We start from the raw sequence: 23280 nt of genomic DNA, 5'->3' as shown, positions 1-23280 counted from the left end.
GTGCAGCACGTCATTGGCGGTGGAACCCAGCAGCAGTGCAAGGCCGTGGCGRCCATGACTGCCCACGACGATCAGGTCGCACTCCTGTTCTTTGGCCATATGATGGATTTCCTGGCGCGGCTGACCATAGGTCAGGTGGCTGTATTCTTTGGAAAGTTCAGGATACTTGTTGATCAGACGATCGAGGCGCTCCTTGGCCTGGTCGAATTGCTGTTGCTGCAATTGCGACAGGTCCATCGGCACGTCACCACCAAAGGCCATGGCCATCGGTTCGACAATATGAACCAGGGACAATTTGGCACCGTTGCTGACCGATAACTCGCGAGCACGGTGAATCACAGGATCGCACTCTTCGGTTAGATCTACGGCGACCAGAATATGGTGGTAGGGCATGAGGTGCTCCTCCTGAGGATTGCGATAACGGTAAGTATGGCTGGTTTCAAGCGGATTGGTTCTGACTGGGGTCAATCCGCCCATCAAGAATCGGGAGTACAGATATGACGGTCTGGATAGTGGTGTCAATCCTTGCGGTGGTGCTGAGCCCGCTGGCATGGCTGCGGCCTTCGCGTAAACAGGGGGGGCAGATGGCCTTGCGCATGGAGGCGCGACGTATTGGCCTGGCCATGCAACTGGCGCCACAGGAGTGGCCGCATTGGCTGGAGCCTGCGCCGCCCAGCCCGTGTGCGCAATATCATCGTCCGCGGCGGGGGAATAAACCGGCGTGCTGGATTTATTGGCAAAGTGCGCCGGGCATGTGGGTCAATCAATGGCGGGAGGTTTGTCAGGATGAGTCATTGCTGACTCATTTCCGGAAGTTGCCGGCCAACGTCTACAAGGTTGAGGCCGACAAGCAAATGATCACCTTGTATTGGGGGGAGCGGGGCGAGGCCGAGGTGTTGCAACAGATTGATGCCGTCCTCAAGGCGCTGGCTTGAACGGCAGGCAATAAAAAGCCCGACATCGTCATCGGGCTGGAGTGGCCAGGCAGGCCGGTAATTCGCTGAATCGTCGCGCTATCTCAAGCGCGGCGCCGATCTTGCGCTTGGCGTTCGCCATAAGCGCTTCTGTTTTTCATTTATCGTCCCCGGCCAGCGTAGCTTGTATTTCGAGTTGCGCAGCTAATTAGGGCGACGTTTCTAAATATTGATTCTATGAATAGTTGAACATGCATCCGTGTGTTGCAGGTCTTCGTGGTACGGATATGACCGTAAAGTCGAGTGATAACCCGCATTTTGGGCGATTGACAATTGTCGGAAATTCCGTGAAGGTGGCGTACCCAAATCAAACGGGCGTATGAATTGAGCGTTTGTATTACAGACGGCTCCTACAGAATCCCGACTATCGCGTTGGCGGGTGTGCCTGGCGGGATGGCGTTAGCATCGACGGTAACGTCCATGCCGAGCCAGAACGTCAGCGTCCGACGTGTACTGTTCAGCTTCCATATCGTGGAGATCAGTTGATGATTTACGAAGGTAAAGCCATCACGGTTAAGGCTCTTGAAAGTGGCATCGTCGAATTGAAATTCGACCTCAAGGGTGAGTCCGTCAACAAGTTCAACCGTCTAACCCTGAACGAACTACGTTCGGCCGTAGACGCCATCAAGGCAGATGCGTCGGTCAAGGGTGTGATCGTCAGCAGTGGCAAGGACGTGTTCATCGTCGGTGCCGACATCACCGAATTCGTCGACAACTTCAAGCTGCCGGATGCAGAGCTGGTTGCTGGCAACCTCGAAGCCAACAAGATTTTCAGCGATTTCGAAGACCTCAATGTTCCAACCGTGGCCGCGATCAACGGCATCGCTTTGGGTGGCGGTCTGGAAATGTGTCTGGCGGCGGACTACCGCGTCATGTCCACCACGGCCAAGATCGGTCTGCCGGAAGTCAAACTGGGCATCTACCCAGGCTTCGGCGGCACCGTTCGCCTGCCGCGCATCATCGGTGCCGACAACGCCATCGAGTGGATTGCCGCGGGTAAGGAAAACCGTCCGGAAGACGCGCTGAAAGTCGGCGCAGTCGATGCGGTGGTCGCTCCGGAGAAGCTGCAGGAAGCAGCCCTGGAACTGATCAAGCGCGCCATCTCCGGCGAGTTCGATTACAAGGCCAAGCGTCAGCCGAAGCTGGAAAAGCTCAAGCTGAACGCCATCGAGCAAATGATGGCTTTCGAAACCGCCAAGGGTTTCGTGGCCGGTCAGGCTGGCCCGAACTACCCGGCACCGGTTGAAGCGATCAAGACTATCCAGAAAGCCGCGAACTTCGGTCGCGACAAAGCTCTGGAAGTTGAAGCCGCCGGCTTCGTCAAACTGGCCAAGACATCTGCTGCGCAGAGCTTGATCGGTCTGTTCCTGAATGATCAGGAACTGAAGAAAAAAGCCAAGGCCTACGACGAAATCGCCAAGGACGTGAAACAGGCTGCCGTACTTGGCGCCGGTATCATGGGTGGCGGTATCGCTTATCAGTCGGCGTCCAAAGGCACGCCAATCCTGATGAAGGACATCAACGAGCACGGTATCGAGCAGGGGCTGGCCGAAGCCGCGAAACTGCTGGTTGGCCGCGTTGATAAAGGCCGCATGACCGCAGCCAAAATGGCCGAAGTGCTCAACGGCATTCGTCCGACCCTGTCCTACGGTGATTTCGGCCATGTCGACCTGGTGGTCGAAGCCGTTGTCGAGAACCCCAAGGTCAAGCAAGCGGTGTTGGCCGAAGTCGAAGACCAGGTCAAAGAGGACACCATCCTCGCGTCGAACACCTCGACCATTTCCATCAGCCTGTTGGCCAAGGCCCTCAAGCGTCCGGAAAACTTCGTCGGCATGCACTTCTTCAACCCGGTGCACATGATGCCGCTGGTTGAAGTCATTCGTGGCGAGAAGTCCAGCGAGCTGGCCGTTGCTACCACCGTTGCCTACGCCAAGAAAATGGGCAAGAACCCGATCGTCGTCAACGACTGCCCGGGCTTCCTGGTCAACCGCGTCCTGTTCCCGTACTTCGGCGGTTTCGCCAAGTTGGTCAGCGCCGGTGTGGACTTCGTCCGTATCGACAAGATCATGGAAAAATTCGGCTGGCCAATGGGCCCGGCGTACCTGATGGACGTGGTCGGTATCGACACCGGTCACCACGGTCGTGACGTGATGGCCGAAGGCTTCCCGGATCGCATGAAAGACGAGCGTCGTTCGGCGGTGGACGTGCTCTATGAAGCCAAGCGCCTGGGCCAGAAGAACGGCAAGGGCTTCTACGMCTACGAGACCGACAAGCGCGGCAAGCAGAAGAAAGTAGCCGATCCGTCGGTACTCGAAGTGCTCAAGCCAATCGTTTTCGAACAGCGTGAAGTGACCGACGAAGACATCATCAACTGGATGATGATCCCGCTGTGCCTGGAAACCGTGCGTTGCCTGGAAGACGGCATCGTCGAAACCGCTGCCGAAGCCGACATGGGTCTGGTCTACGGTATCGGTTTCCCTCCATTCCGTGGCGGTGCACTGCGCTACATCGACGCAATCGGTGTTGCAGAGTTCGTTGCCCTGGCTGACCAGTACGCTGATTTGGGCGCGCTGTACCACCCGACCGAGAAGCTGCGCGAGATGGCCAAAAACGGCCAGAGCTTCTTCGGTTAAGCGCCCACACTAGAGCGAGAGTGAAATTATATGAGCTTGAATCCTAGAGACGTCGTGATTGTCGACTTCGGTCGTACTCCGATGGGCCGCTCCAAGGGCGGCATGCACCGCAACACCCGCGCCGAAGACATGTCGGCGCACCTGATCAGCAAATTGCTGGAACGCAACGTCAAGGTCGACCCGAGCGAAGTCGAAGACGTGATCTGGGGCTGCGTGAACCAGACCCTGGAGCAGGGCTGGAACATCGCCCGCATGGCGTCCTTGATGACTCAGATCCCGCACACGGCTGCCGGCCAGACCGTCAGCCGCCTGTGTGGCTCGTCGATGAGTGCATTGCACACCGCAGCGCAAGCGATCATGACCGGTAATGGTGACGTGTTCGTGGTTGGCGGCGTCGAGCATATGGGTCACGTGAGCATGATGCACGGTGTCGATCCGAACCCGCACATGTCGCTGTATGCGGCGAAAGCCTCGGGCATGATGGGCCTGACCGCAGAAATGCTCGGCAAAATGCACGGCATTACCCGTGAGCAGCAGGATGCCTTCGGCGTGCGCTCCCACCAACTCGCCCATAAAGCGACGGTGGAAGGCAAGTTCAAAGACGAAATCATCCCGATGCAGGGTTACGACGAGAACGGTTTCCTGAAACTGTTYGACTACGATGAAACCATCCGTCCGGAAACTACCCTGGAAAGCCTGGCGGCGTTGAAGCCGGCATTCAATCCAAAGGGTGGCACCGTGACAGCCGGTACTTCGTCGCAGATCACCGATGGTGCTTCGTGCATGATCGTGATGTCGGCGCAGCGTGCACAGGACCTGGGCATCCAGCCGATGGCGGTGATCCGCTCGATGGCAGTGGCAGGTGTGGATCCGGCGATCATGGGTTATGGTCCAGTGCCGGCGACACAGAAAGCACTGAAGCGTGCAGGTCTGGGTATTGCCGATATCGACTTCTTCGAACTCAACGAAGCTTTCGCTGCACAGGCCCTGCCGGTGCTGAAAGATTTGAAAGTGCTCGACAAGATGAACGAGAAGGTTAACCTGCACGGCGGCGCGATCGCCCTGGGCCACCCGTTCGGTTGCTCCGGTGCACGTATCTCCGGCACTCTGCTCAATGTAATGAAGCAGAATGGCGGCACCTTCGGTGTATCGACCATGTGCATTGGCCTCGGCCAGGGCATTGCCACCGTCTTCGAACGCGTTTAAGCAATTCGTCGACGGAAGCCGGGGCCATGTGCCCCGGTTTTTGTTTTTCTGAAGATTTTTTTGTTTTTTATTTCAAGTGATTTGAGTGAGGGCCAGACCATGCCGATACAACCAGGGCTCTACCAGCATTATAAAGGGCCGCAGTACCGCGTATTCAGTGTTGCGCGGCATTCCGAGACCGAAGAAGAAGTGGTCTTCTACCAAGCCCTGTATGGCGATTACGGCTTTTGGGTGCGTCCCTTGAGCATGTTCCTGGAGTCGGTCGAAGTTGACGGCGAACAGGTCCCGCGCTTTGCTTTGGTGCAGGCCGAACCAAGCCTTTTTTCAAGGCCATAAGCTGAGAGCGCGCAGAACCCTGCGCTTGACCTCACCTTGTAGCCACTATATATAGCGGTGCCGCGTCAGGCACCAACCGCCTTTCACTTCTAGAATTCAGGAATTTTCTGATCCATGGGCAAATCGCTGGTCATTGTGGAATCCCCGGCTAAGGCCAAGACCATCAACAAGTATCTGGGTAACCAATACGTGGTGAAGTCGAGTATCGGCCATATCCGAGACCTGCCCACCAGCGGTTCGGCTAGCGCCAGCAAAGAGCCTGCCGCCAAGCGCGGCAAGGCTGCTGCTGGTGAAGCGCCGGCGCTGTCGCCTAAAGAAAAGGCGCGCAAGCAGCTGGTCTCGCGCATGGGTGTCGATCCCGATCATGGCTGGAAAGCCAAGTACGAGATCCTCCCGGGCAAGGAAAAGGTCATCGAAGAGCTGCGCCGGCTCGCCAAAGATGCTGACACCATCTATCTCGCAACCGACTTGGATCGCGAGGGGGAAGCCATTGCCTGGCACCTGCGCGAAGCCATCGGTGGTGATGACAGCCGCTACAAGCGCGTGGTGTTCAACGAAATCACCAAGAAGGCGATTCAGGAAGCCTTCTCCCAGCCGGGCGAGCTGGACATCGATCGGGTCAATGCTCAGCAGGCGCGTCGCTTCCTCGATCGCGTGGTGGGTTACATGGTTTCGCCGCTGCTGTGGGCCAAGATCGCTCGCGGTCTGTCTGCCGGCCGTGTGCAATCGGTAGCCGTGAAGCTGGTGGTGGAACGTGAGCGCGAAATTCGTGCGTTCAACCCGGAGGAGTACTGGGAAGTTCACGCCGACCTCGGCACTGCCAAGGGCGCCAATGTGCGTTTTGAAGTGGCCCGTGAAAACGGCGAAGCCTTCAAGCCGCTCAACGAAGCCCAGGCCATGGCTGCGCTGGAGAAGCTCAAGGCTTCCAGCTACACCATCGCCAAGCGCKAAGACAAGCCGACCAGCAGCAAGCCATCGGCACCGTTCATCACCTCCACCCTGCAACAGGCTGCCAGTAACCGCCTGGGCTTCGGCGTGAAGAAAACCATGATGATGGCCCAGCGTCTGTACGAAGCGGGCTACATCACTTACATGCGTACCGACTCGACCAACCTCTCGGTCGATGCCGTGGCGATGGCGCGTACTTATATTGAAGGTGAGTTCGGTAGCAAGTACCTGCCGGAAACACCGAACATCTACAGCAGCAAGGAAGGCGCGCAAGAGGCTCACGAAGCGATTCGTCCCTCTGACGTGAACACCGATCCTAGCAAGCTGTCGGGTATGGAACGTGACGCTGAGCGTCTCTACGAGCTGATCTGGCGCCAATTCGTCGCGTGCCAGATGCTGCCGGCGAAATACCTGTCGACCACCGTCAGCGTCGCGGCTAGCGGCTTCGAGCTGCGCGCCAAGGGCCGCATCCTGAAGTTCGACGGTTACACCCGCGTCATGCCGCAAATGGCCAAGCCTGGTGACGACGATGTGTTGCCGGACATGGCGCAGGGCGATGTGCTGAAGCTGATCAAGCTTGATCCAAGCCAGCATTTCACCAAGCCGCCGGCGCGTTACTCGGAAGCGAGCCTGGTCAAGGAAATGGAAAAGCGCGGAATCGGTCGTCCTTCGACCTATGCGGCGATCATTTCGACCATCCAGGACCGCGGTTACGTCGCACTGCACAACCGTCGTTTCTACTCGGAAAAGATGGGTGACATCGTCACCGAGCGTCTGTCTGAAAGCTTCTCGAACCTGATGGACTACGGCTTCACCGCCGGCATGGAAGAGAACCTCGATGACGTCGCCCAGGGCGGGCGTGACTGGAAAAACGTGCTGGACGAGTTCTACGGCGACTTCAAGAAGAAACTAGAAGTAGCCGAGAGCGCGGAAAACGGCATGCGTGCCAATCAGCCGGTCATGACCGACATCCCGTGCCTCACCTGCGGTCGTCCGATGCAGATTCGTACCGCATCGACCGGTGTGTTCCTTGGTTGCTCGGGCTACAGCCTGCCACCAAAAGAGCGCTGCAAAGCCACCGTCAACCTGGTGCCGGGCGATGAAATCGCTGCGGACGACGAGGGTGAGTCGGAGTCTTTGGTGCTGCGTGGCAAGCATCGCTGCCCGATTTGCAGCACCGCGATGGACGCTTACCTGCTGGATGAGAAGCGCAAGCTGYACATCTGCGGTAACAACCCGGATTGCGCGGGCTACGAGATCGAAGAAGGCAGCTATCGCATCAAGGGCTACGAAGGTCCGAGCCTGGAGTGCGATAAGTGCGGCAGTGAAATGCAGTTGAAGACTGGCCGTTTCGGCAAGTTCTTCGGTTGCACCAACGCGACCTGCAAGAACACCCGCAAACTGCTGAAGAGCGGTGACGCGGCACCGCCGAAGATGGATCCGGTGAAGATGCCCGAGCTCAAGTGCGAGAAGGTCAACGACACCTACATTCTGCGTGACGGTGCTTCCGGCCTGTTCCTGGCGGCGAGCCAGTTCCCGAAAAACCGCGAGACCCGTGCTCCGCTGGTGATCGAGATCGTACCGCACAAGGATGAGATCGATCCGAAGTACCACTTCCTCTGCGAAGCGCCGAAGAAGGATCCGGATGGTCTTCCGGCAGTGATCCGTTACAGCCGCAAGACCAAGGAGCAGTACGTGCAGACCGAGGTCGAAGGCAAGCCTACCGGTTGGAAGGCGTTCTACGACGGTGGCAAGTGGGTGGTTGAAGACAAGCGCGTAGCCAAATAATCAGGCAATGCGATGCCAAAGGCCGCATGCGAACCCTCGGGTTTTCATGCGGCCTTTTGTTTTGTGCTTGCGGTCAGCTTGTCTGATCCATGACACTGTCAGACCTGCATCATGCGTCTTATTTCGTTGTGGAGACTGCCGTCATGGCCTTTGAGCTCTATACCCGTACCAATCAGAAAATTTACTTTGCCGGTCTGTCGCTCGAGGCGTTGGCCCGAGCGGAAGAGGGGCGGGCGATGAACTCCCTGGCGCTGATCCAGGCGGGGCGTGAGTCAGCGTTGTTTCATTTGTACGGCGCTCTGCTGGGCCTGTGTCATGAAATTGCCGGTTTCTACCGCTTGCCTCAGGCCAATGCGCCGCGAGCAGAATTGTTGCTGACTCGTGAAGTGCTCGAAACCATCGCTATTCCGGAGATGGCAGAAATGGTCGAGTTGGCGAACAACCCTGAAACCTGGCTGGCGAAGCTTCTGGCAGCCTATGCTGCGCTGTTTCAACCGCCACGTGCACCGCACAAGCCCAAAGGCGATGTGACGCAGCCGCTGATCATGGCGGTTAACCTCGATGAAGAAGAGACACCTCAAGAGTTGAGTCGAGACGAGCTTGAGAGCTGGCGCCAGAACCTAAAAGACCTGGCGATTCGGTTTCGCGAAGGGTTGAATGAGTGCTGAATCTGCGCACTGAACGCTGAGTGTTCGGTGATGGCCATGGATCAGGGATGATCTTTAGCATTGGTTTCGGTGACGTGCAGTCGGTCAAGATCTCGAGCGAAGCTGCGCTGATGACTATATAATCCCCGCCTTTCGTGGAGAACAGACCTTTATGCCAACGTCCTTTCTAGAAATTGTCGAACTGCCAGACGGCCGTATTGAGCTGCGCAGAGCTGAGGACGAGGGTTCTCTGGTGACTTTGAACTTCTCTGAAGACGCCAAAGCGTTCCTGCAGGGCCAGCACGTTGAAGTCGCCAAGGCGATGTTGAGCGTGGGTGTGCAGATGGCTGGACGCTTGGTTGAAGGCGAATTCGACAAAGAAGAAGGGCCGCGGATTCTTCATTGATTCCGTTCGTCGGCTTTTCGTAGGGCATCATTTCACGTCGACGTTACAGATTTGCTTCTCTGTCCTGGAGAAGCCCTGCGCCTTTCAAGTGTGCAGTGAGTGTCACTTAGCCCAGCCGAATATTCAGACTTTGAGCATCCCCGGTACGGGCGGCGCTGATCAGTTGTTGGCGCGCGCTGGAGCTCAGCGGGTTCAGCCAGCTTACAACGGTGTGACTGCGGCCCAGGCGCAAGGCTTCGCAAGCCAGTTGCTGGGCGCTTTGTGTTCCCCGTGGTTGCAGCAACAGAATGCGTTCGCGGTTCAGGCCTGCATCTCGCAGCCAGGCTTGAGTCAGGCTGGCAGGCGGAGCGATCAGCGTTAGCCAGCGAGCGTTCTTGTCCTGGCTCAACTCTCTGAGGATGGGGGCCAGAAGGTTCAGGCAGCTCCCTGCCGCACCACGCAATGACAGCTCACTGAACACTTCGGGTTCGGCGCTCCAGGGCGACTCAACCACGTCTTTGAGAATCGGCGCCAACGGCTGCGCCATGAACGCTTCGAACAGCGGAAGTTGTGTGTGCTGCGGTGTGTGAGGGAACTGCATAACGCCTCCTTTAGCGGCGAATGACGCCGACACTCAAGCCTTCGATCACCAGGTCCTGATCTTTCAGGTTCACTTCGATCGGGGCAAACTCGGGGTTTTCGGCAATCAGCCAGACCTTGCTGCCGTCGCGCTTGAAGCGCTTGACGGTCACTTCATCGCCGATCCGAGCAACCACGATCTGGCCGTTACGGGCTTCGCGCGTGGTGTGCACGGCGAGCAGGTCGCCGTCGAAAATCCCCACGTCCTTCATGCTCGTGCCGTGAACACGCAACAAATAGTCGGCGCGTGGATGGAAGAAGGAAGGATTGATGTTGCAGGATTCTTCGATGTGCTGTTGAGCGAGAATCGGGGCGCCTGCAGCAACCCGGCCAATGATGGGCAGGGTGGACTCGTCAGCCTTGGCTTCGAAGCCCGGGATGCGAATGCCGCGTGAGGCGCCGGGCGTCATTTCGATTGCCCCCTTGCGCGCCAGTGCCTTGAGGTGTTCTTCAGCAGCATTGGGCGACTTGAAGCCAAGCTCCAGGGCGATTTCTGCGCGGGTCGGCGGATAGCCRTTGTCTTCGAGGCAACGTTTGATAAAAGCCAGAATCTCAGCTTGGCGTGGCGTCAGTTTTAGCATGTCGATCGCTCTGTCTTTTTATACAGTGACTGGGATTATATACAGTGGAGTGGTCTTGGCAATCCTCCTTTTTTATCCGACCGCTGGACGGTCGGTTTACGGATCGTCAGCTTGGTGTTTGCAGGACTGGCTACAGCTTCCGACTTGTATGGTTAAATAGCTGACCGACCGTTCGCAAAACGAACAGGCAGGCTTGACAACGCCCAGGCTGAAACGTATGTTTCAAACAAGTGTTTGTCAGGCGGAGTAGCCATGGCCCAGTCGGAAACCGTTGAACGCATTCTTGATGCTGCCGAGCAGCTGTTCGCGGAAAAAGGTTTTGCCGAAACTTCATTGCGGCTGATCACCAGCAAGGCTGGGGTCAACCTGGCGGCAGTGAATTATCATTTCGGCTCAAAGAAGGCCTTGATTCAAGCAGTCTTCTCGCGTTTTCTCGGGCCTTTCTGCATCAGCCTCGATCGTGAGCTGGAGCGCCGTCAGGCCAAGCCGGACAGCAAGCCAACCCTAGAGGAACTGCTGGAAATCCTCGTCGAACAAGCCCTCGTGGTGCAGCCACGCAGCGGCAATGACTTGTCTATCTTCATGCGTCTGTTGGGGCTGGCATTCAGCCAGAGCCAGGGGCACTTGCGGCGTTACCTGGAAGACATGTACGGCAAGGTATTCCGTCGTTACATGCTGCTGGTCAATGAAGCCGCACCGCGTATTCCGCCTATCGAGCTGTTCTGGCGCGTGCACTTCATGCTCGGCGCAGCGGCATTCAGCATGTCGGGGATCAAGGCCTTGCGCGCTATTGCCGAGACCGATTTCGGGGTGAACACCTCGATCGAGCAGGTGATGCGTTTGATGGTGCCGTTCTTGGCCGCTGGCATGCGCGCAGAAACCGGCGTCACCGACGAGGCCATGGCCTCGGCCCAGTTGCGTCCTCGCAGCAAATCGGCACCCGTCGCCGCCAAGGTTTAACGGCTCACGGGTGGGCGCGGCAGCTTACATCCGCTAAGCTAGCCGCCCATGCCGACTCTCGTTTCAGACCCGCTCGATTTCTCTTTTGCCGACCGCATTCCGCCGGGCATCGCCCTTGGCGGCGAAGTCGTGTGTCTGCATCGGGCCGGGCTCTTCAAAGATGCGCCGCGCGCGCTTTTCGTTATCAAGGAATTTCTATGACTGCTGGCCTGCAAGGCTCGTTGATGGTGGACGTCGCCGGTACCTGGCTGACGGCCGAAGATCGCCAACTGTTGCGTCAGCCCGAAGTGGGCGGCCTGATCATTTTTGCGCGCAATATCGAGCATCCGCGCCAGGTTCGCGAGTTGAGTGCGTCGATTCGCGCGGTGCGTCCCGACCTGCTGTTGGCGGTGGACCAGGAGGGTGGTCGGGTGCAGCGCCTGCGTCAGGGCTTCGTGCGTCTGCCAGCCATGCGGGCGATTGCTGACAACCCGAACGCCGAATACCTGGCCGAGCAGTGCGGCTGGATCATGGCAACTGAAGTGCTGGCTGTCGGCCTCGACTTGAGCTTTGCCCCGGTGCTGGACCTCGACTACCAGCGCAGTGCCGTGGTCGGCACCCGTTCGTTCGAAGGTAATCCGGAACGTGCGGCCTTGCTSGCSGGKGCRTTCATYCGCGGCATGAACAGCGCCGGSATGGCKGCYACCGGCAAGCAYTTCCCCGGYCAYGGCTGGGCSGAGGCCGATTCSCAYGTYGCGATTCCSAAYGACGAGCGCAGTCTTGAGGAAATCCGCGCCAAGGACCTCGTGCCGTTCGCACGGTTGAGCAAGCAGCTGGCGGCGGTGATGCCTGCTCACGTGATCTACCCGCAGGTTGACTCGCAGCCGGCCGGCTTCTCGCGCCGCTGGTTGCAGGACATCTTGCGCGGTGAATTGCAGTTTGACGGGGTGATCTTCAGTGACGATCTGTCGATGGCCGGTGCCCATGTGGTCGGCGACGCCGCCAGCCGGATCGAGGCGGCGCTGTCTGCAGGTTGCGACATGGGTCTGGTGTGCAATGACCGTGCGGCCGCCGAGCTGGCCCTGAGCGCAGCTCAACGCCTGAAGGTCACGCCGTCTGCACGCATCGAGCGGATGCGCAGCCAGTCGTTCGCCAGCACCGATTACCGGCAGGACCCGCGTTGGCTTGTTGCCCTTGGCGCGCTCAAAGATGCCCAACTGATTGATTAAGGACTTTTTGCAATGACGGTTTACGCGATTATCGGTGGCACCGGCCTGACCCAGCTCGAAGGCTTGAACATTCGCCAGTCATTGGCTCTGGACACGCCGTATGGCGCGCCGTCGGCCGAGATCCAGGTCGGTGAATACGCCGGGCGTGAAGTGCTGTTTCTCGCCCGTCACGGCCATCCGCACCGTTTTCCACCGCATCAGGTGAATTATCGGGCCAACCTGTGGGCATTGAAGCAGGCGGGCGCGCAGGCGATTCTGGCGGTCAATGCGGTCGGTGGGATTCATGCCGCCATGGGCACCGGGCATTTCTGCGTGCCTCATCAATTGATCGATTACACCAGCGGTCGCCAGCACACCTATTTTGCCGATGACCTGGAGCAGGTCACCCACATCGATTTCAGCTATCCCTACAGCGAACCATTACGCACGCAGTTGATTGCGGCGTTGGCGGCTGAAGGCTGTGCTTACAGCAGTCACGGTGTGTATGCCTGCACCCAGGGCCCGCGGCTGGAAACCGTTGCCGAGATCGCCCGTCTGGAGCGTGATGGCTGCGATATCGTCGGCATGACCGGTATGCCGGAAGCGGCGTTGGCTCGTGAACTGGAGCTGGATTACGCGTGTCTGGCGCTGGTGGTGAACCCGGCGGCGGGCAAGTCGACGGCAGTGATTACCATGGCTGAAATCGAGCAGGCGCTGCATGACGGGATGGGCAAGGTGAAGTCGACATTGGCGCGGGTGTTGAAGGGCTGAGTATCCGTTACACCGAGTCGACCCCATCGCGAGCAGGCTCGCTCCCACATTAGATCAATGTGTGCCGAGAATTTTATGTCAGAGCTTGGTCCAGTGTGGGAGCGAGCCTGCTCGCGAAGGCGGTCTGCCTGCCGCCGCTAAATCTTCGACTTGTCCGGCAGCGGCGCAAACAACGCTTCAATATCGTCGCTCTGCAGCTTCCAGTCCCCGGTCGAGCGCCCATCCAGTACGCCAGCCGCCAGGTCGGACTTTTCCTTTTGCAGGTGCTGGATTTTCTCTTCGACGGTGCCGCGGGCGATCATCTTGTAGACGAACACCGGCTTCTCCTGGCCGATCCGGTAAGCGCGGTCGGTGGCCTGGTTTTCCGTCGCCGGGTTCCACCACGGATCATAGTGAATCACCGTGTCGGCTTCCGTCAGGTTCAGGCCAACGCCGCCTGCCTTCAGGCTGATCAGGAAAATCTGACGCTTGCCGCTCTGGAAATCTTTCACCGGTGTGCGTCGATCGCGGGTTTGCCCGGTCAGCAGGGCGTAAGCGATGCCGCGTTTATTCAGCTCGTCTTCGATCAGCGAGAGCATCGAGGTGAACTGTGAAAACAGCAGGATCTTGCGGCCTTCTTCGAACAGTTCCTCAAGCATCTCCATCAGGCTGTCGAGCTTGCCCGAGGTGCTGCCGCGCGTGGGCAGGGCGGCCTCATTGACCAGCCGCAGGTCGCAGCACACCTGCCGTAGCTTGAGCAACGCTTCAAGAATGATGATCTGACTGCGCGCCACGCCTTTGCGGGTGATCTCGTCGCGGACTTTCTTGTCCATGGCCAGGCGCATGGTTTCGTAAACGTCGCGCTGCGCCTCATTGAGCTCGACCCAATGGACGATCTCGGTTTTCGGCGGCAGCTCGGTGGCGACCTGTTCCTTGGTTCGACGCAACAGGAACGGTTTGATCCGACCGTTCAGGTGTTGCAGTCGTACGTCGCTGGCACGCTTTTCGATCGGTACGCGGTAATCGCGATTGAAGCTCTTGACGTCGCCGAGCCAGCCGGGCAGCAAGAAGTGAAACAGCGACCACAGCTCGCCCAGGTGATTTTCCAGTGGYGTGCCGCTGAGGCACAGACGCTGGCGGGCATTGAGCTCTCGCGCCGCATGAGCGGCCTTGCTGTTGGGATTCTTGATGTATTGCGCTTCGTCGAGCACCAGCACGTGCAATGGCTGCGCTGCCAGACGTTCGACATCCTTGGGCAGCAGCGCGTACGTGGTGAGGATCAGGTCGTATTCGGCCAAATGCTCAAAATGTTTTTTACGTCCGGTGCCATACAGCGCCAGCACGTTGAGTTGCGGAGCAAAGTGCGCCGCTTCGTCGAGCCAGTTGGGAATCAGGCTGGTGGGCATCACCACCATGCACGGCCGATCCAGGCGACCGGCGTTTTTCTCGGTCAGCACATGGGCCAGGGTCTGTAGGGTCTTGCCCAGGCCCATGTCGTCCGCAAGGATGCCGCCGACTTCCAGTTGCCGCAGCGACTGCATCCAGCTCAAGCCTTCAAGCTGATAAGGCCGTAATGTGGCGTTCAGCCCTTCGGGTGCCTCGGTCGTGTAGTCCTTGATGTCACGCAGGCGCTGGGCGAAGGTGCGGATATGCTCGCCACCCTCCCAAAGCAGGGGCATGTCTTCCAGCGGATTCAGGCGGGTGGCATCGGCGCTGCTCAGGCGCAGTTTGGTTTCGCCGGGCTCTTGCAGGTAAAACTCGCCAAGGGTCGCCAATACCGGCTTTAAACGGCCGAGCGGCAGCGCGACTTGCAACGGGCCGGATTCGGAGTTCGGGCGGTGCGGGATGTTCACCAGGATCAACTCATCGTCGCGGCGTCGGGCCAGGCGTTCCGGGTTGAGAATCTCGGTGTGCGAGCGCATCAGGTTCAGCAGGATCGGCAGCAGGCTCAGGCGCTCGCCATTGACGATAATCCCCAGCTCCAGATCAAACCAGTCGCGCTCCGGCGCTTCTTCGACCGTGGCGTACCAGTCATCGACCGCCGTCAGGTCAAAGCCGAAGTCTTCGTCGATCTGCAGCTCCCAGCCTTGGGTGCGCAACTTGGGCAGCTCATTGAGGGTGAACGTCAACCAGGCGCTGTCGTTGACCATCTCATACAGTTCGCCAGCGCTTTCCGGCAAGGCTTTGCTTTGGCGGGTCGCCACTCTGAATCCGAGGATTCGCAGCTGTTCCCGGTAGGCTTTTTCGACGTCCGGCTGACGTTTGATTCGTAGCGTTTGCTGTTCCTGTCGGATCAGGATGTCGGCATTTTTCTGCCCGCTGACGTATTCATCCAGATAGTTGAACGACAGCGCGGCACGGTGCTGGATGTAGCGCTGCATCTTGCCGTTGCGCGGTTCGAAGGCGCTGAACTCGACACTCGCCAGCCAAAGGCGCGGCACTGGTTGCACGTTGTCCACCAGCAGTTGAGGCAACGGTGCGGGCGTGCGGTTTTCAAGCACCGCCTGAAGTTTCTCCAGCAGCTCGGCGTCTTTGGCGGCGGCCGGGTACTCAAGGGTTTCCTGAACTTTGAGCAGCACCGCAGCGCAATGCTTGCAGTTGACGCGTACCGGGCAACTGCACGTCGCATCGACCAGTAACAGAGTACCTTTGGTGGATTCGCGCAGCGTAATGGTCTGGCGGTAAACATTGCCGCCAGAGCCTTCGCAACTGGCGGTGATAGTGCTGTCGCCGGCCTCGACGATCCTGACACGATTTTCCAGTGCGTAGCGGCGGCCACGCTCCAGGCTTTGTTCCTTGAATCGGCTGACCCATGAGGGGGCCAGGGGTTTGCTCAGGTTCGGGGGCATGGGGACTTCAATCAGTCCGGGAGAACGTCAGGGACTGGCGGACGCGCAGGTGCAGTCAGCGAAGTGATCTTGATCAGCAGCGCCAGGTGGCCGTTGTCGAGGTAGTTGAGCTGACCGTTTTTGGTGTGGCTTTGCTGCTTCAGGCGTTCGCTGGCGGTAACCCGGCCATAGCCATCGAACTGGTTGACCCAGAAGTTCGCGTCGACGTCGGTGAAACGCCCGAGTTTCAGGTTCAGCGTGCCTTCGATCGGGAACTGGCCGAATTGCGCCTTGCCATCGCTGATCGAGATTTTTTTCGCGTCCTCGCCAAGACTCTGTTGCCAGGCCTTGTGCAGCAACACCGTGTAATCGCCGCTGGCGCGCAGCTTTTCAGCCTCGGTATTGAGGCTTGGGGTGCGCAGGCTGTCGGCACTGATCGGCCGTGCACCGGCAGCCCAGTCTTCCGGCGCGGTGCGGCTGACAATGGCCGGCACGGCGTTCTGGCGGAACAGGATCATTTCAACCTGATACAAGCTGTCGGCAAACGCCGTCGGGGCAACGAGGGTCAACAACAAGGTCAATGAGCGAAACAGGCGCATGCGGCGTCCTTCAAGCAGTTTTTGGAGTGAGGTGCTCAAACAGCGCCTCTACTGTATTAAAGCGCTCTTCCGGGCGCTCCATCGGCACCATGAATTTGAACATCGTGGCGCCTTCGAATTTGTAGCGTTTGGGTTGGCCCTGGATCAGTTTGATCAGCACCAGCGGATCGACCGGCGTTTGTGCGCCGAACTCGATACGACCGCCTTGCGGGCCGCCGTCGACTTTCTTGATCCCCAGTTGCTCGGCCTGCAGTTTCAGCAAGGTCATGCGCACCAGGTTCTTGGTCGGTTCCGGCAGCAAGCCGAAGCGGTCGATCATCTCCACTTGCAGGTCTTTGAGGCCCTCCTCGTCGGTCGCCGAGGCGATGCGTTTGTAGAGGATCAGTCGTGCGTGGACGTCCGGCAGGTAGTCTTCCGGGATCAGCGCCGGCAAGCGCAGGTTGATTTCCGGACCGCCACCCAGCGGTTGATCGAGGTTTGGCTGCTCGCCCTTGCGGATGGATTTCACCGCGCGTTCGAGCATTTCCATGTACAGGGTGAAACCGACGGCCTGGATCTGCCCGCTCTGACCATCGCCCAGCAGTTCGCCGGCGCCACGGATTTCCAGATCGTTGGTGGCCAGCACAAAGCCTGCGCCGAGGTCCTGGGTGTTGGCGATCGCTTCCAGGCGTTTTTCCGCATCTGGCGTGATCTGTTGGCGCGGCGGTGTCAGCAGGTAGGCGTAAGCCTGGTGGTGACTGCGACCGACGCGGCCACGCAATTGGTGCAACTGCGCCAGGCCGAACTTGTCGGCACGCTCGATGATGATGGTGTTGGCGCTTGGCACGTCAATGCCGGTCTCGATGATGGTCGAGGCGATCAGCACGTTGAAGCGCTTGTGGTAGAAGTCGCTCATCACCTGTTCRAGTTCGCGCTCGCGCATCTGCCCGTGGCCGATACCGATCCGTGCTTCCGGCACCAGCTCGGCGAGATCGGCGGCGCATTTCTCGATGGTTTTCACATCGTTGTGCAGGTAGTAGACCTGACCGCCACGCAACAGCTCACGGAGCAGGRCCTCTTTGACCGTGCTCTTGTTCTGCTCCATGACGAAGGTGCGTACCGACAAGCGTCGTGCTGGCGGCGTAGCGATGATCGACAGATCGCGCATGCCCGACACTGCCATGTTCAGCGTGCGCGGAATCGGCGTGKCGGTCAGGGTCAGGATGTCGACTTCACTGCGCAGGGCCTTGAGCTGTTCCTTCTGACGAACACCAAAGCGGTGTTCTTCGTCGATGATCACCAGCCCGAGGTTTTTGATCTTCACATCGTCTTGCAGCAGCTTGTGCGTGCCGATGACGATGTCGATCTTGCCCTCGGCGAGGTCGGCAACGGCGGCATTCACTTCCTTGGTCGACTTGAAGCGGCTCATCACTTCCACGGTCACTGGCCAGTCGGCGAAGCGGTCGCGGAAGCTGTTGTAGTGCTGCTGGGCGAGCAGGGTGGTCGGCACCAGAATCGCGACCTGACGGCCGCCGTGCACGGCAATGAATGCCGCGCGCATCGCCACTTCGGTCTTGCCGAAACCGACGTCGCCGCAGACCAGCCGGTCCATCGGTTTCGGTGCGAGCATGTCTTCGCGCACCGCGTCGATGGTGGTTTGCTGGTCGGGGGTTTCTTCGAACGGGAAGCCGGCGCTGAAGGTCGCGTAATCGGCTTTCGGATCGGCGAAGGCATAACCTTCACGGGCGGCGCGACGAGCATAGATGTCGAGCAGTTCGGCGGCGACGTCACGCACCTGTTCGGCGGCTTTGCGTTTGGCTTTCTGCCAGGTTTCGGAGCCGAGGCGGTGCAGCGGCGCCAGTGCATCGTCGCTGCCGGTGTAGCGGGCGATCAAATGCAGGTTGGCCACCGGCACATAAAGCTTGGCGCCCTCGGCGTATTCGAGGGTCAGGAACTCGGCGGCCTGGTTTTCGATTTCCAGGGTCGCGAGGCCCAGGTAACGGCCAACGCCATGATCGATATGCACCACCGGTGCGCCTTCACGCAGCTCGGTGAGGTTTTTGATCACGGCATCGTTATTGGCGTCGGCGCGTTTCTCGCGGCGACGGCGCTGCATCACACGCTGACCGAACAACGGGCTTTCGGCGATCAGTGCCAGGGCCGGATCGTCCAGCACCAGGCCTTCGTCCAGCGGTGCGATGGTGATCGCCAGGCGTTCTTTGCTGGCGACGAAATCCGGCCAGCTGTCGACGGTTTTCGGTCGCAGCTTCAGGCGTTCCAGCAGTTCCAGCAGCACTTCGCGGCGACCGGCCGACTCGGCGGTAAACAGCACGCGACCGGAAAACCCATCAAGGAAATTCGACAGTGCTTCCAGCGGCTGGCTGGCCTTGGCTTCGATGGCCAGGTTTGGCAGCGGTGTAGCGGGGAAGCGCTCGCGCCCGACACCGGTTTCGATGTCTTGCTGGCTGGCAACTACCCGTGGCCAGTTCTTGAGGCGTGCGAAGCAGTCTTCCACCGGCAGGAACAGCTCGGCCGGCGGCAACAATGGCCGGGATGGATCGACACGGCGCTCTTCGTAGCGGTTGCGCACATCGTTMCAGAAATTCTCCGCCGCCTGTTCGATGCCCGGCAGGGAGAACACCTGGGTGTCCTGCGGCAGGTAGTCGAACAGCGTCGAGGTTTCGTCGAAGAACAGCGGCAGGTAGTACTCGATACCGGCCGGTGTAATGCCGCTGCTCAGGTCCTGGAAGATCGGGCAGCGCCGGAAATCGACATCGAAGCGCTCGCGAAAGCGTGCCTTGAAGCGGGTCACGGCTTCCTTTTGCAGCGGAAATTCTTTGGCGGGCAGCAGCCGGACCGATTCGACCTTGTCGATGGAGCGCTGGTTTTCCGGGTCGAAGGTCCGCAGGGTCTCGATTTCGTCATCGAACAGGTCGATGCGGTAGGGCAGTTTGCTGCCCATCGGGAACAGGTCGATCAGCGCGCCGCGTACCGCGAATTCGCCGTGCTCATAAACCGTGTCGACACAGCGATAGCCGCTGGCCTCCAGTCGCGTGCGCATTTGCTCGACGTCGAGCTTCTGGCCGATGTCCAGCACCAGGCTGCTGCCGAGCAGGAACTTGGTGGGGGCCAGGCGATGTAGGGCGGTGGTGATCGGCACTACCAAAACGCCATGGCTCAACTCGGGCAGGCGATACAGGCTGGAGATGCGCTGGGATATAATGTCCTGGTGCGGCGAGAACAGGTCGTAAGGCAGGGTTTCCCAGTCCGGGAAATGCAGCACCGGCAAATCGGGGGCGAAGAAACTCAGCTCCTGTTCCAGCCGTTCGGCACTTTGGCTGTCGGCGGTCAGTAGCAGGGTAAAGCGCTTGGCAGCGCTGGCGGCCTCGGCAATGGCCAGGCTCAGGGCGGCACCGGGCAGGTTGCCCCAATGCTGTTTACCTGCCGCGGCAGGGAGAAGCGGTAGACGCAGAACGGGCACGGAAGGTTGAGCTCCAGCGTTGCGACAAAGTCGGTAATTGTAGCGGGCGAAGGTGCCGGCTGTCAGTTGCAGACTACCGTCGACGAAAGGAAAAGCATGTTGCGATAGGCGTGCATTGCTCCGCAGACGACTCGGCGGCATAATGTAGCCCCTTTTTTCAGCCCCTACATGTGGAAGGTTCCCGTGACTCAGAAGCCCGACCAGTGTCTTGGTGAATGGATCGACCGTGAAGCACTCGCAGAAGCGATGATTCCGCTTATCGGTCAGCTTTACCGCAATAACAACGTGGTGAGCTCGATCTATGGCCGCAGCCTGATCAACCAGTCTGTCATCGCGATTCTCAAAGCTCACCGCTTTGCTCGCCATCGTCAGTCCGATGACGCCGAACTGTCCGTTCACGAAACATTCCCGCTGCTCAAAGCGATGAGCGAGCTCAAGCTCGGCGCTGCTTCGGTAGACCTGGGCAAGCTGGCGGTCAAATTCAAGGCCGAAGGCAAAGGCCGCACGGCCGAGCAGTTCGTCCGTGAAGAACTGGCCGATGTTGTAGGCCAGCAGAACGCTTCCGCACGCAAAGGCACTGACGTTGTACTGTACGGCTTCGGTCGTATCGGCCGTCTGCTGGCGCGCATCCTGATTGAAAAAACCGGCGGTGGCGACGGCCTGCGTCTGCGTGCCATCGTTGTGCGCAAAGGCGCTGAAAACGACCTGATCAAACGCGCCAGCCTGCTGCGTCGCGATTCGGTTCATGGTCCGTTCAACGGCACCATCACCATCGACGAAGCCAACAACACCATCACCGCCAACGGCAACCTGATCCAGGTTATCTACGCGAAGAACCCGACTGAAGTGGACTACACCCAGTACGGCATCAAAGACGCTCTGTTGGTGGACAACACCGGTGTATGGCGTGACGCCGAGGGCCTGGGCCAGCACCTGGCTTGCCCGGGTATCGACCGCGTTGTTCTGACCGCGCCTGGCAAAGGCAAGCTGAAGAACATTGTTCACGGCATCAACCACGGTGAAATCACCGCTGACGACAAGATCGTTTCCGCCGCCTCCTGCACCACCAACGCCATCGTGCCGGTGCTCAAGGCTGTGAACGACAAGTTCGGCATCATCAATGGCCACGTTGAAACGGTTCACTCGTACACCAACGACCAGAACCTGATCGACAACTTCCACAAAGGCGATCGCCGTGGTCGTAGCGCCGCGCTGAACATGGTAATCACCGAGACCGGTGCTGCCACTGCTGCTGCCAAGGCCCTGCCTGAGCTGGCCGGCAAGCTGACCGGTAACGCGATCCGTGTTCCAACGCCGAACGTGTCGATGGCAATCCTCAACCTGAACCTTGAGAAAGCCGCCACCCGTGAAGAGATGAACGAGTACCTGCGCTACATGGCGCTGCACTCCGATCTGCATAAGCAAATCGACTTCGTCAACTCGCAGGAAGTGGTTTCCACCGACTTCGTTGGCTCGCGCCACGCAGGTGTTGTGGACGCTGAAGCGACCATCAGCCAAGACAACCGCGTTGTTCTGYACGTTTGGTAYGACAACGAATTCGGTTACAGCTGCCAGGTGGTTCGCGTGATGGAAGACATGGCCGGTGTAAACCCGCCAGCATTCCCGCGCTAAGCCTTAGCCGCACCTGAAAACGCCCCGACTTGTCGGGGCGTTTTTGTTTGTGTGGCTGCCTGGCTGGCCTACGGAGTCGGCGAAATATTTTGTGATAAATCGCTTCCGGAGCCGTCGCGTCAAAGTGATAGGTTTGCCCGCGATCAAAAAGACCTGAGGACCACTTGTATGCGTTTTATCGCAAAGCCTTGCGCAGCATTGCTATTGCTGGCCAGCACCGTCTCTTTCGGCAACCTCGCCATGGCGAATGCCCAGCGGTCGGATATCGACAGCATCGTGCAAGATGCCGCCCAAGCGGTGATGCAGCAGTACAACATTCCCGGCCTGGCCATTGCGGTGACCGCGAATGGCAAGCAGCAGTTCTACAACTTCGGCGTGGCCTCAAAGGAAACACAACAGAAGGTCACGAGCGATACGCTGTTTGAAATCGGCTCGATCAGTAAAACCTTCACGGCCACCCTGGCGACCTACGCTGAGGTCAACGGTCAGCTTTCACTCACTGACCACCCCGGCAAATACCTGCCTGAGCTCGCGGGTAGCCCGTTCGACAAAGCGACGCTGATCAACCTGGCGACCCATACCGCAGGCGGCTTCCCCTTGCAGGTGCCTGATCAGGTGCAGAACAACCAACAGCTGATGGACTACTTCAAGGCGTGGCAGCCGACGTATGCGCCGGGTGCTCAACGAACCTATGCCAACCCCAGCATTGGGGCGCTGGGCATGATTACCGCAATCAGCATGAAGATGCCGTTCGCGGTGGCGCTGGAACAGCGACTCTTCCCGGCACTCGGAATGCCCAACAGCTTCATCAACATCCCGGCGAGCAAGCTGTCGCTCTATGCTCAGGGTTACAACAAGCAGGATCTCCCGGTCAGGTTGAATCCAGGTGTGCTGGGTGACGAGGCCTACTCGGTAAAAACCAGCTCCACGGACCTGATTCGCTTTGTCGAGGCCAATCTGGGCGTTGCGAAGGTCGAAGCAAAACTCGGTCGCGCACTGATGGAGACGCACAAGGGCTATTTCCAGCTAGGTCCAATGACTCAAGACCTGATCTGGGAACAGTACGATTACCCGGTGCAACTGAGTGCGCTGGTTGAAGGCAATGCCGACAAGATGATTTACGACAGTCATGTCGTCACGGCATTGAATCCGCCACTGGCACCACAGGAGGCGGTCTGGGTCAACAAGACGGGGGCGACCGGCGGGTTCTCTGCTTATGTGGCCTTCGTCCCAGAGAAGAAGTTTGGCATTGTGGTGCTGGCCAACAAGAGCTACCCCAACGAACCCCGGGTGCGCCTGGCGCATCGGATCCTGAGTGAACTGGATTAATGCTCGCTGGCGGAGGATTGAGTGGCGGCCGATGTGAACTCTCCAGCGTTGCCGCGCCAAGCCCTGGCTGCACATGAAAACGCCCCGACTTGTCGGGGCGTTTTCATGTGCAGCGGTTCATTATAAGGAGCCATTAGACATCATCTATTAAATTGGAAGTGTTTATGCATCATTTGCTATGTCCGGTCAGTGCAGTGTAGTTATATCGTTTTATTCTTGATGTGTGCCAAATCAGAACGCTGTAAAGATCGACAGGTTATCGCTATAAAAATTCAATAATAAAAAAATCCTCAAATAAAATAAGCAGTTGCAGTTGGAAGGTGTTGTTACTTGCTTTACATGGATCCAATACAGGTTGCGTTGAATAATTGACGCCATTTTATTGAATGGTTCGATGC

The 23280-nt window shown here is 58.7% G+C and carries 19 protein-coding genes; 13 read left to right on the top strand and 6 right to left on the bottom strand.

The features are described 5' to 3' along the window. A partial coding sequence (locus tag AC1DH9_RS01370; RefSeq protein WP_477807688.1) for a universal stress protein occupies positions 1-393 on the bottom strand: 393 nt, incomplete at its 3' end. A gap of 104 nt (positions 394-497) precedes the next feature. Here AC1DH9_RS01370 and AC1DH9_RS01365 point away from each other — a divergent pair. From AC1DH9_RS01365 to AC1DH9_RS01335, 7 genes are all read left to right on the top strand, one after another. Beyond that, positions 498-935, top strand: coding sequence for a hypothetical protein (locus AC1DH9_RS01365; protein ID WP_427544754.1), 438 nt, complete (start codon positions 498-500; stop codon positions 933-935). A 524-nt stretch (positions 936-1459) separates the two neighbouring features. Beyond that, on the top strand, positions 1460-3607 hold the full coding sequence (fadB, locus tag AC1DH9_RS01360) for a fatty acid oxidation complex subunit alpha FadB (RefSeq protein WP_477807687.1): 2148 nt from the start codon (positions 1460-1462) through the stop codon (positions 3605-3607). 30 nt (positions 3608-3637) lie between these two features. Further along, positions 3638-4813, top strand: a complete 1176-nt coding sequence (fadA, locus tag AC1DH9_RS01355; RefSeq protein WP_019692749.1) for an acetyl-CoA C-acyltransferase FadA — start codon at positions 3638-3640, stop codon at positions 4811-4813. 99 nt (positions 4814-4912) lie between these two features. Continuing rightward, positions 4913-5149, top strand: coding sequence for a DUF1653 domain-containing protein (locus tag AC1DH9_RS01350; RefSeq protein WP_019692748.1), 237 nt, complete (start codon positions 4913-4915; stop codon positions 5147-5149). Positions 5150-5263: 114 nt separating this feature from the next. Next, entirely contained in the window at positions 5264-7885 is a 2622-nt protein-coding gene (gene topA, locus AC1DH9_RS01345) for a type I DNA topoisomerase (protein ID WP_477807686.1), read from the top strand. 143 nt (positions 7886-8028) lie between these two features. Then, complete coding sequence (locus AC1DH9_RS01340) at positions 8029-8553, top strand: DUF6586 family protein (RefSeq protein ID WP_427533742.1); 525 nt, start codon at positions 8029-8031, stop codon at positions 8551-8553. 151 nt (positions 8554-8704) lie between these two features. Beyond that, positions 8705-8938 carry a hypothetical protein gene (locus AC1DH9_RS01335; RefSeq protein ID WP_019692745.1) on the top strand — a complete coding sequence of 78 codons (234 nt, stop codon included), beginning with the start codon at positions 8705-8707 and terminating at the stop codon, positions 8936-8938. Positions 8939-9044: 106 nt separating this feature from the next. Here the strand turns inward: AC1DH9_RS01335 and sulA are convergent, their stop codons facing one another. Then, entirely contained in the window at positions 9045-9518 is a 474-nt protein-coding gene (gene sulA, locus AC1DH9_RS01330) for an SOS-induced cell division inhibitor SulA (RefSeq protein WP_427544760.1), read from the bottom strand. Positions 9519-9528: 10 nt separating this feature from the next. Next, entirely contained in the window at positions 9529-10137 is a 609-nt protein-coding gene (gene lexA / locus AC1DH9_RS01325) for a transcriptional repressor LexA (RefSeq protein WP_427544762.1), read from the bottom strand. Between the two features lie 252 nt (positions 10138-10389). On the opposite strand from lexA, the gene AC1DH9_RS01320 reads away from it, so the two are divergent. From AC1DH9_RS01320 to AC1DH9_RS01305, 4 genes are read left to right on the top strand one after another with little or no spacing between them, the layout of a single operon-like run. Then, the gene (locus AC1DH9_RS01320; RefSeq protein ID WP_427544764.1) at positions 10390-11097 is read left to right on the top strand and encodes a TetR/AcrR family transcriptional regulator; all 708 of its coding nucleotides are present in this window, start codon (positions 10390-10392) and stop codon (positions 11095-11097) included. A 48-nt stretch (positions 11098-11145) separates the two neighbouring features. Next, positions 11146-11298: a hypothetical protein gene (locus tag AC1DH9_RS01315; protein ID WP_427544766.1), complete on the top strand. Its 153-nt coding sequence runs from the start codon at positions 11146-11148 to the stop codon at positions 11296-11298. Between the two features lie 8 nt (positions 11299-11306). After that, the gene (gene nagZ, locus AC1DH9_RS01310; RefSeq protein WP_427544791.1) at positions 11307-12305 is read left to right on the top strand and encodes a beta-N-acetylhexosaminidase; all 999 of its coding nucleotides are present in this window, start codon (positions 11307-11309) and stop codon (positions 12303-12305) included. Positions 12306-12317: 12 nt separating this feature from the next. Continuing rightward, the gene (locus AC1DH9_RS01305) at positions 12318-13055 is read left to right on the top strand and encodes an S-methyl-5'-thioinosine phosphorylase (protein WP_427544768.1); all 738 of its coding nucleotides are present in this window, start codon (positions 12318-12320) and stop codon (positions 13053-13055) included. A 137-nt stretch (positions 13056-13192) separates the two neighbouring features. On the opposite strand, the gene AC1DH9_RS01300 is transcribed toward AC1DH9_RS01305, so the two are convergent. From AC1DH9_RS01300 to mfd, 3 genes are read right to left on the bottom strand one after another with little or no spacing between them, the layout of a single operon-like run. Beyond that, positions 13193-15883 (bottom strand): DEAD/DEAH box helicase, encoded by a 2691-nt coding sequence (locus AC1DH9_RS01300; protein ID WP_427544770.1) that lies wholly within the window; start codon positions 15881-15883, stop codon positions 13193-13195. A gap of 11 nt (positions 15884-15894) precedes the next feature. After that, the gene (locus tag AC1DH9_RS01295; protein WP_427544772.1) at positions 15895-16461 is read right to left on the bottom strand and encodes a CsiV family protein; all 567 of its coding nucleotides are present in this window, start codon (positions 16459-16461) and stop codon (positions 15895-15897) included. Positions 16462-16471: 10 nt separating this feature from the next. Continuing rightward, complete coding sequence (mfd, locus tag AC1DH9_RS01290; protein WP_477807685.1) at positions 16472-19921, bottom strand: transcription-repair coupling factor; 3450 nt, start codon at positions 19919-19921, stop codon at positions 16472-16474. A 168-nt stretch (positions 19922-20089) separates the two neighbouring features. On the opposite strand from mfd, the gene AC1DH9_RS01285 reads away from it, so the two are divergent. Together AC1DH9_RS01285 and ampC are read left to right on the top strand one after the other, a co-directional pair. Continuing rightward, positions 20090-21553: a glyceraldehyde-3-phosphate dehydrogenase gene (locus AC1DH9_RS01285; protein WP_477807684.1), complete on the top strand. Its 1464-nt coding sequence runs from the start codon at positions 20090-20092 to the stop codon at positions 21551-21553. Between the two features lie 168 nt (positions 21554-21721). After that, entirely contained in the window at positions 21722-22882 is a 1161-nt protein-coding gene (ampC, locus tag AC1DH9_RS01280; protein ID WP_427544776.1) for a class C beta-lactamase, read from the top strand. The last annotated feature ends 398 nt before the right edge of the window (positions 22883-23280 follow it).

It is taken from the genome of Pseudomonas sp. 05T35 (assembly GCF_056396605.1).
This window is presented reverse-complemented; position numbering and strand designations above follow the sequence as displayed.

What these genes read in the sequence shown, in the direction of transcription:
- AC1DH9_RS01320 (WP_427544764.1), top strand. Translation starts at nt 10,390, where the DNA reads ATGGCCCAGTCGGAAACCGTTGAACGCATTCTTGATGCTGCCGAGCAG.
- ampC (WP_427544776.1), top strand. Translation starts at nt 21,722, where the DNA reads ATGCGTTTTATCGCAAAGCCTTGCGCAGCATTGCTATTGCTGGCCAGC.
- AC1DH9_RS01365 (WP_427544754.1), top strand. Translation starts at nt 498, where the DNA reads ATGACGGTCTGGATAGTGGTGTCAATCCTTGCGGTGGTGCTGAGCCCG.
- AC1DH9_RS01350 (WP_019692748.1), top strand. Translation starts at nt 4,913, where the DNA reads ATGCCGATACAACCAGGGCTCTACCAGCATTATAAAGGGCCGCAGTAC.
- AC1DH9_RS01315 (WP_427544766.1), top strand. Translation starts at nt 11,146, where the DNA reads ATGCCGACTCTCGTTTCAGACCCGCTCGATTTCTCTTTTGCCGACCGC.
- AC1DH9_RS01340 (WP_427533742.1), top strand. Translation starts at nt 8,029, where the DNA reads ATGGCCTTTGAGCTCTATACCCGTACCAATCAGAAAATTTACTTTGCC.
- sulA (WP_427544760.1), bottom strand. Translation starts at nt 9,518, where the DNA reads ATGCAGTTCCCTCACACACCGCAGCACACACAACTTCCGCTGTTCGAA.
- AC1DH9_RS01335 (WP_019692745.1), top strand. Translation starts at nt 8,705, where the DNA reads ATGCCAACGTCCTTTCTAGAAATTGTCGAACTGCCAGACGGCCGTATT.
- AC1DH9_RS01305 (WP_427544768.1), top strand. Translation starts at nt 12,318, where the DNA reads ATGACGGTTTACGCGATTATCGGTGGCACCGGCCTGACCCAGCTCGAA.
- AC1DH9_RS01295 (WP_427544772.1), bottom strand. Translation starts at nt 16,461, where the DNA reads ATGCGCCTGTTTCGCTCATTGACCTTGTTGTTGACCCTCGTTGCCCCG.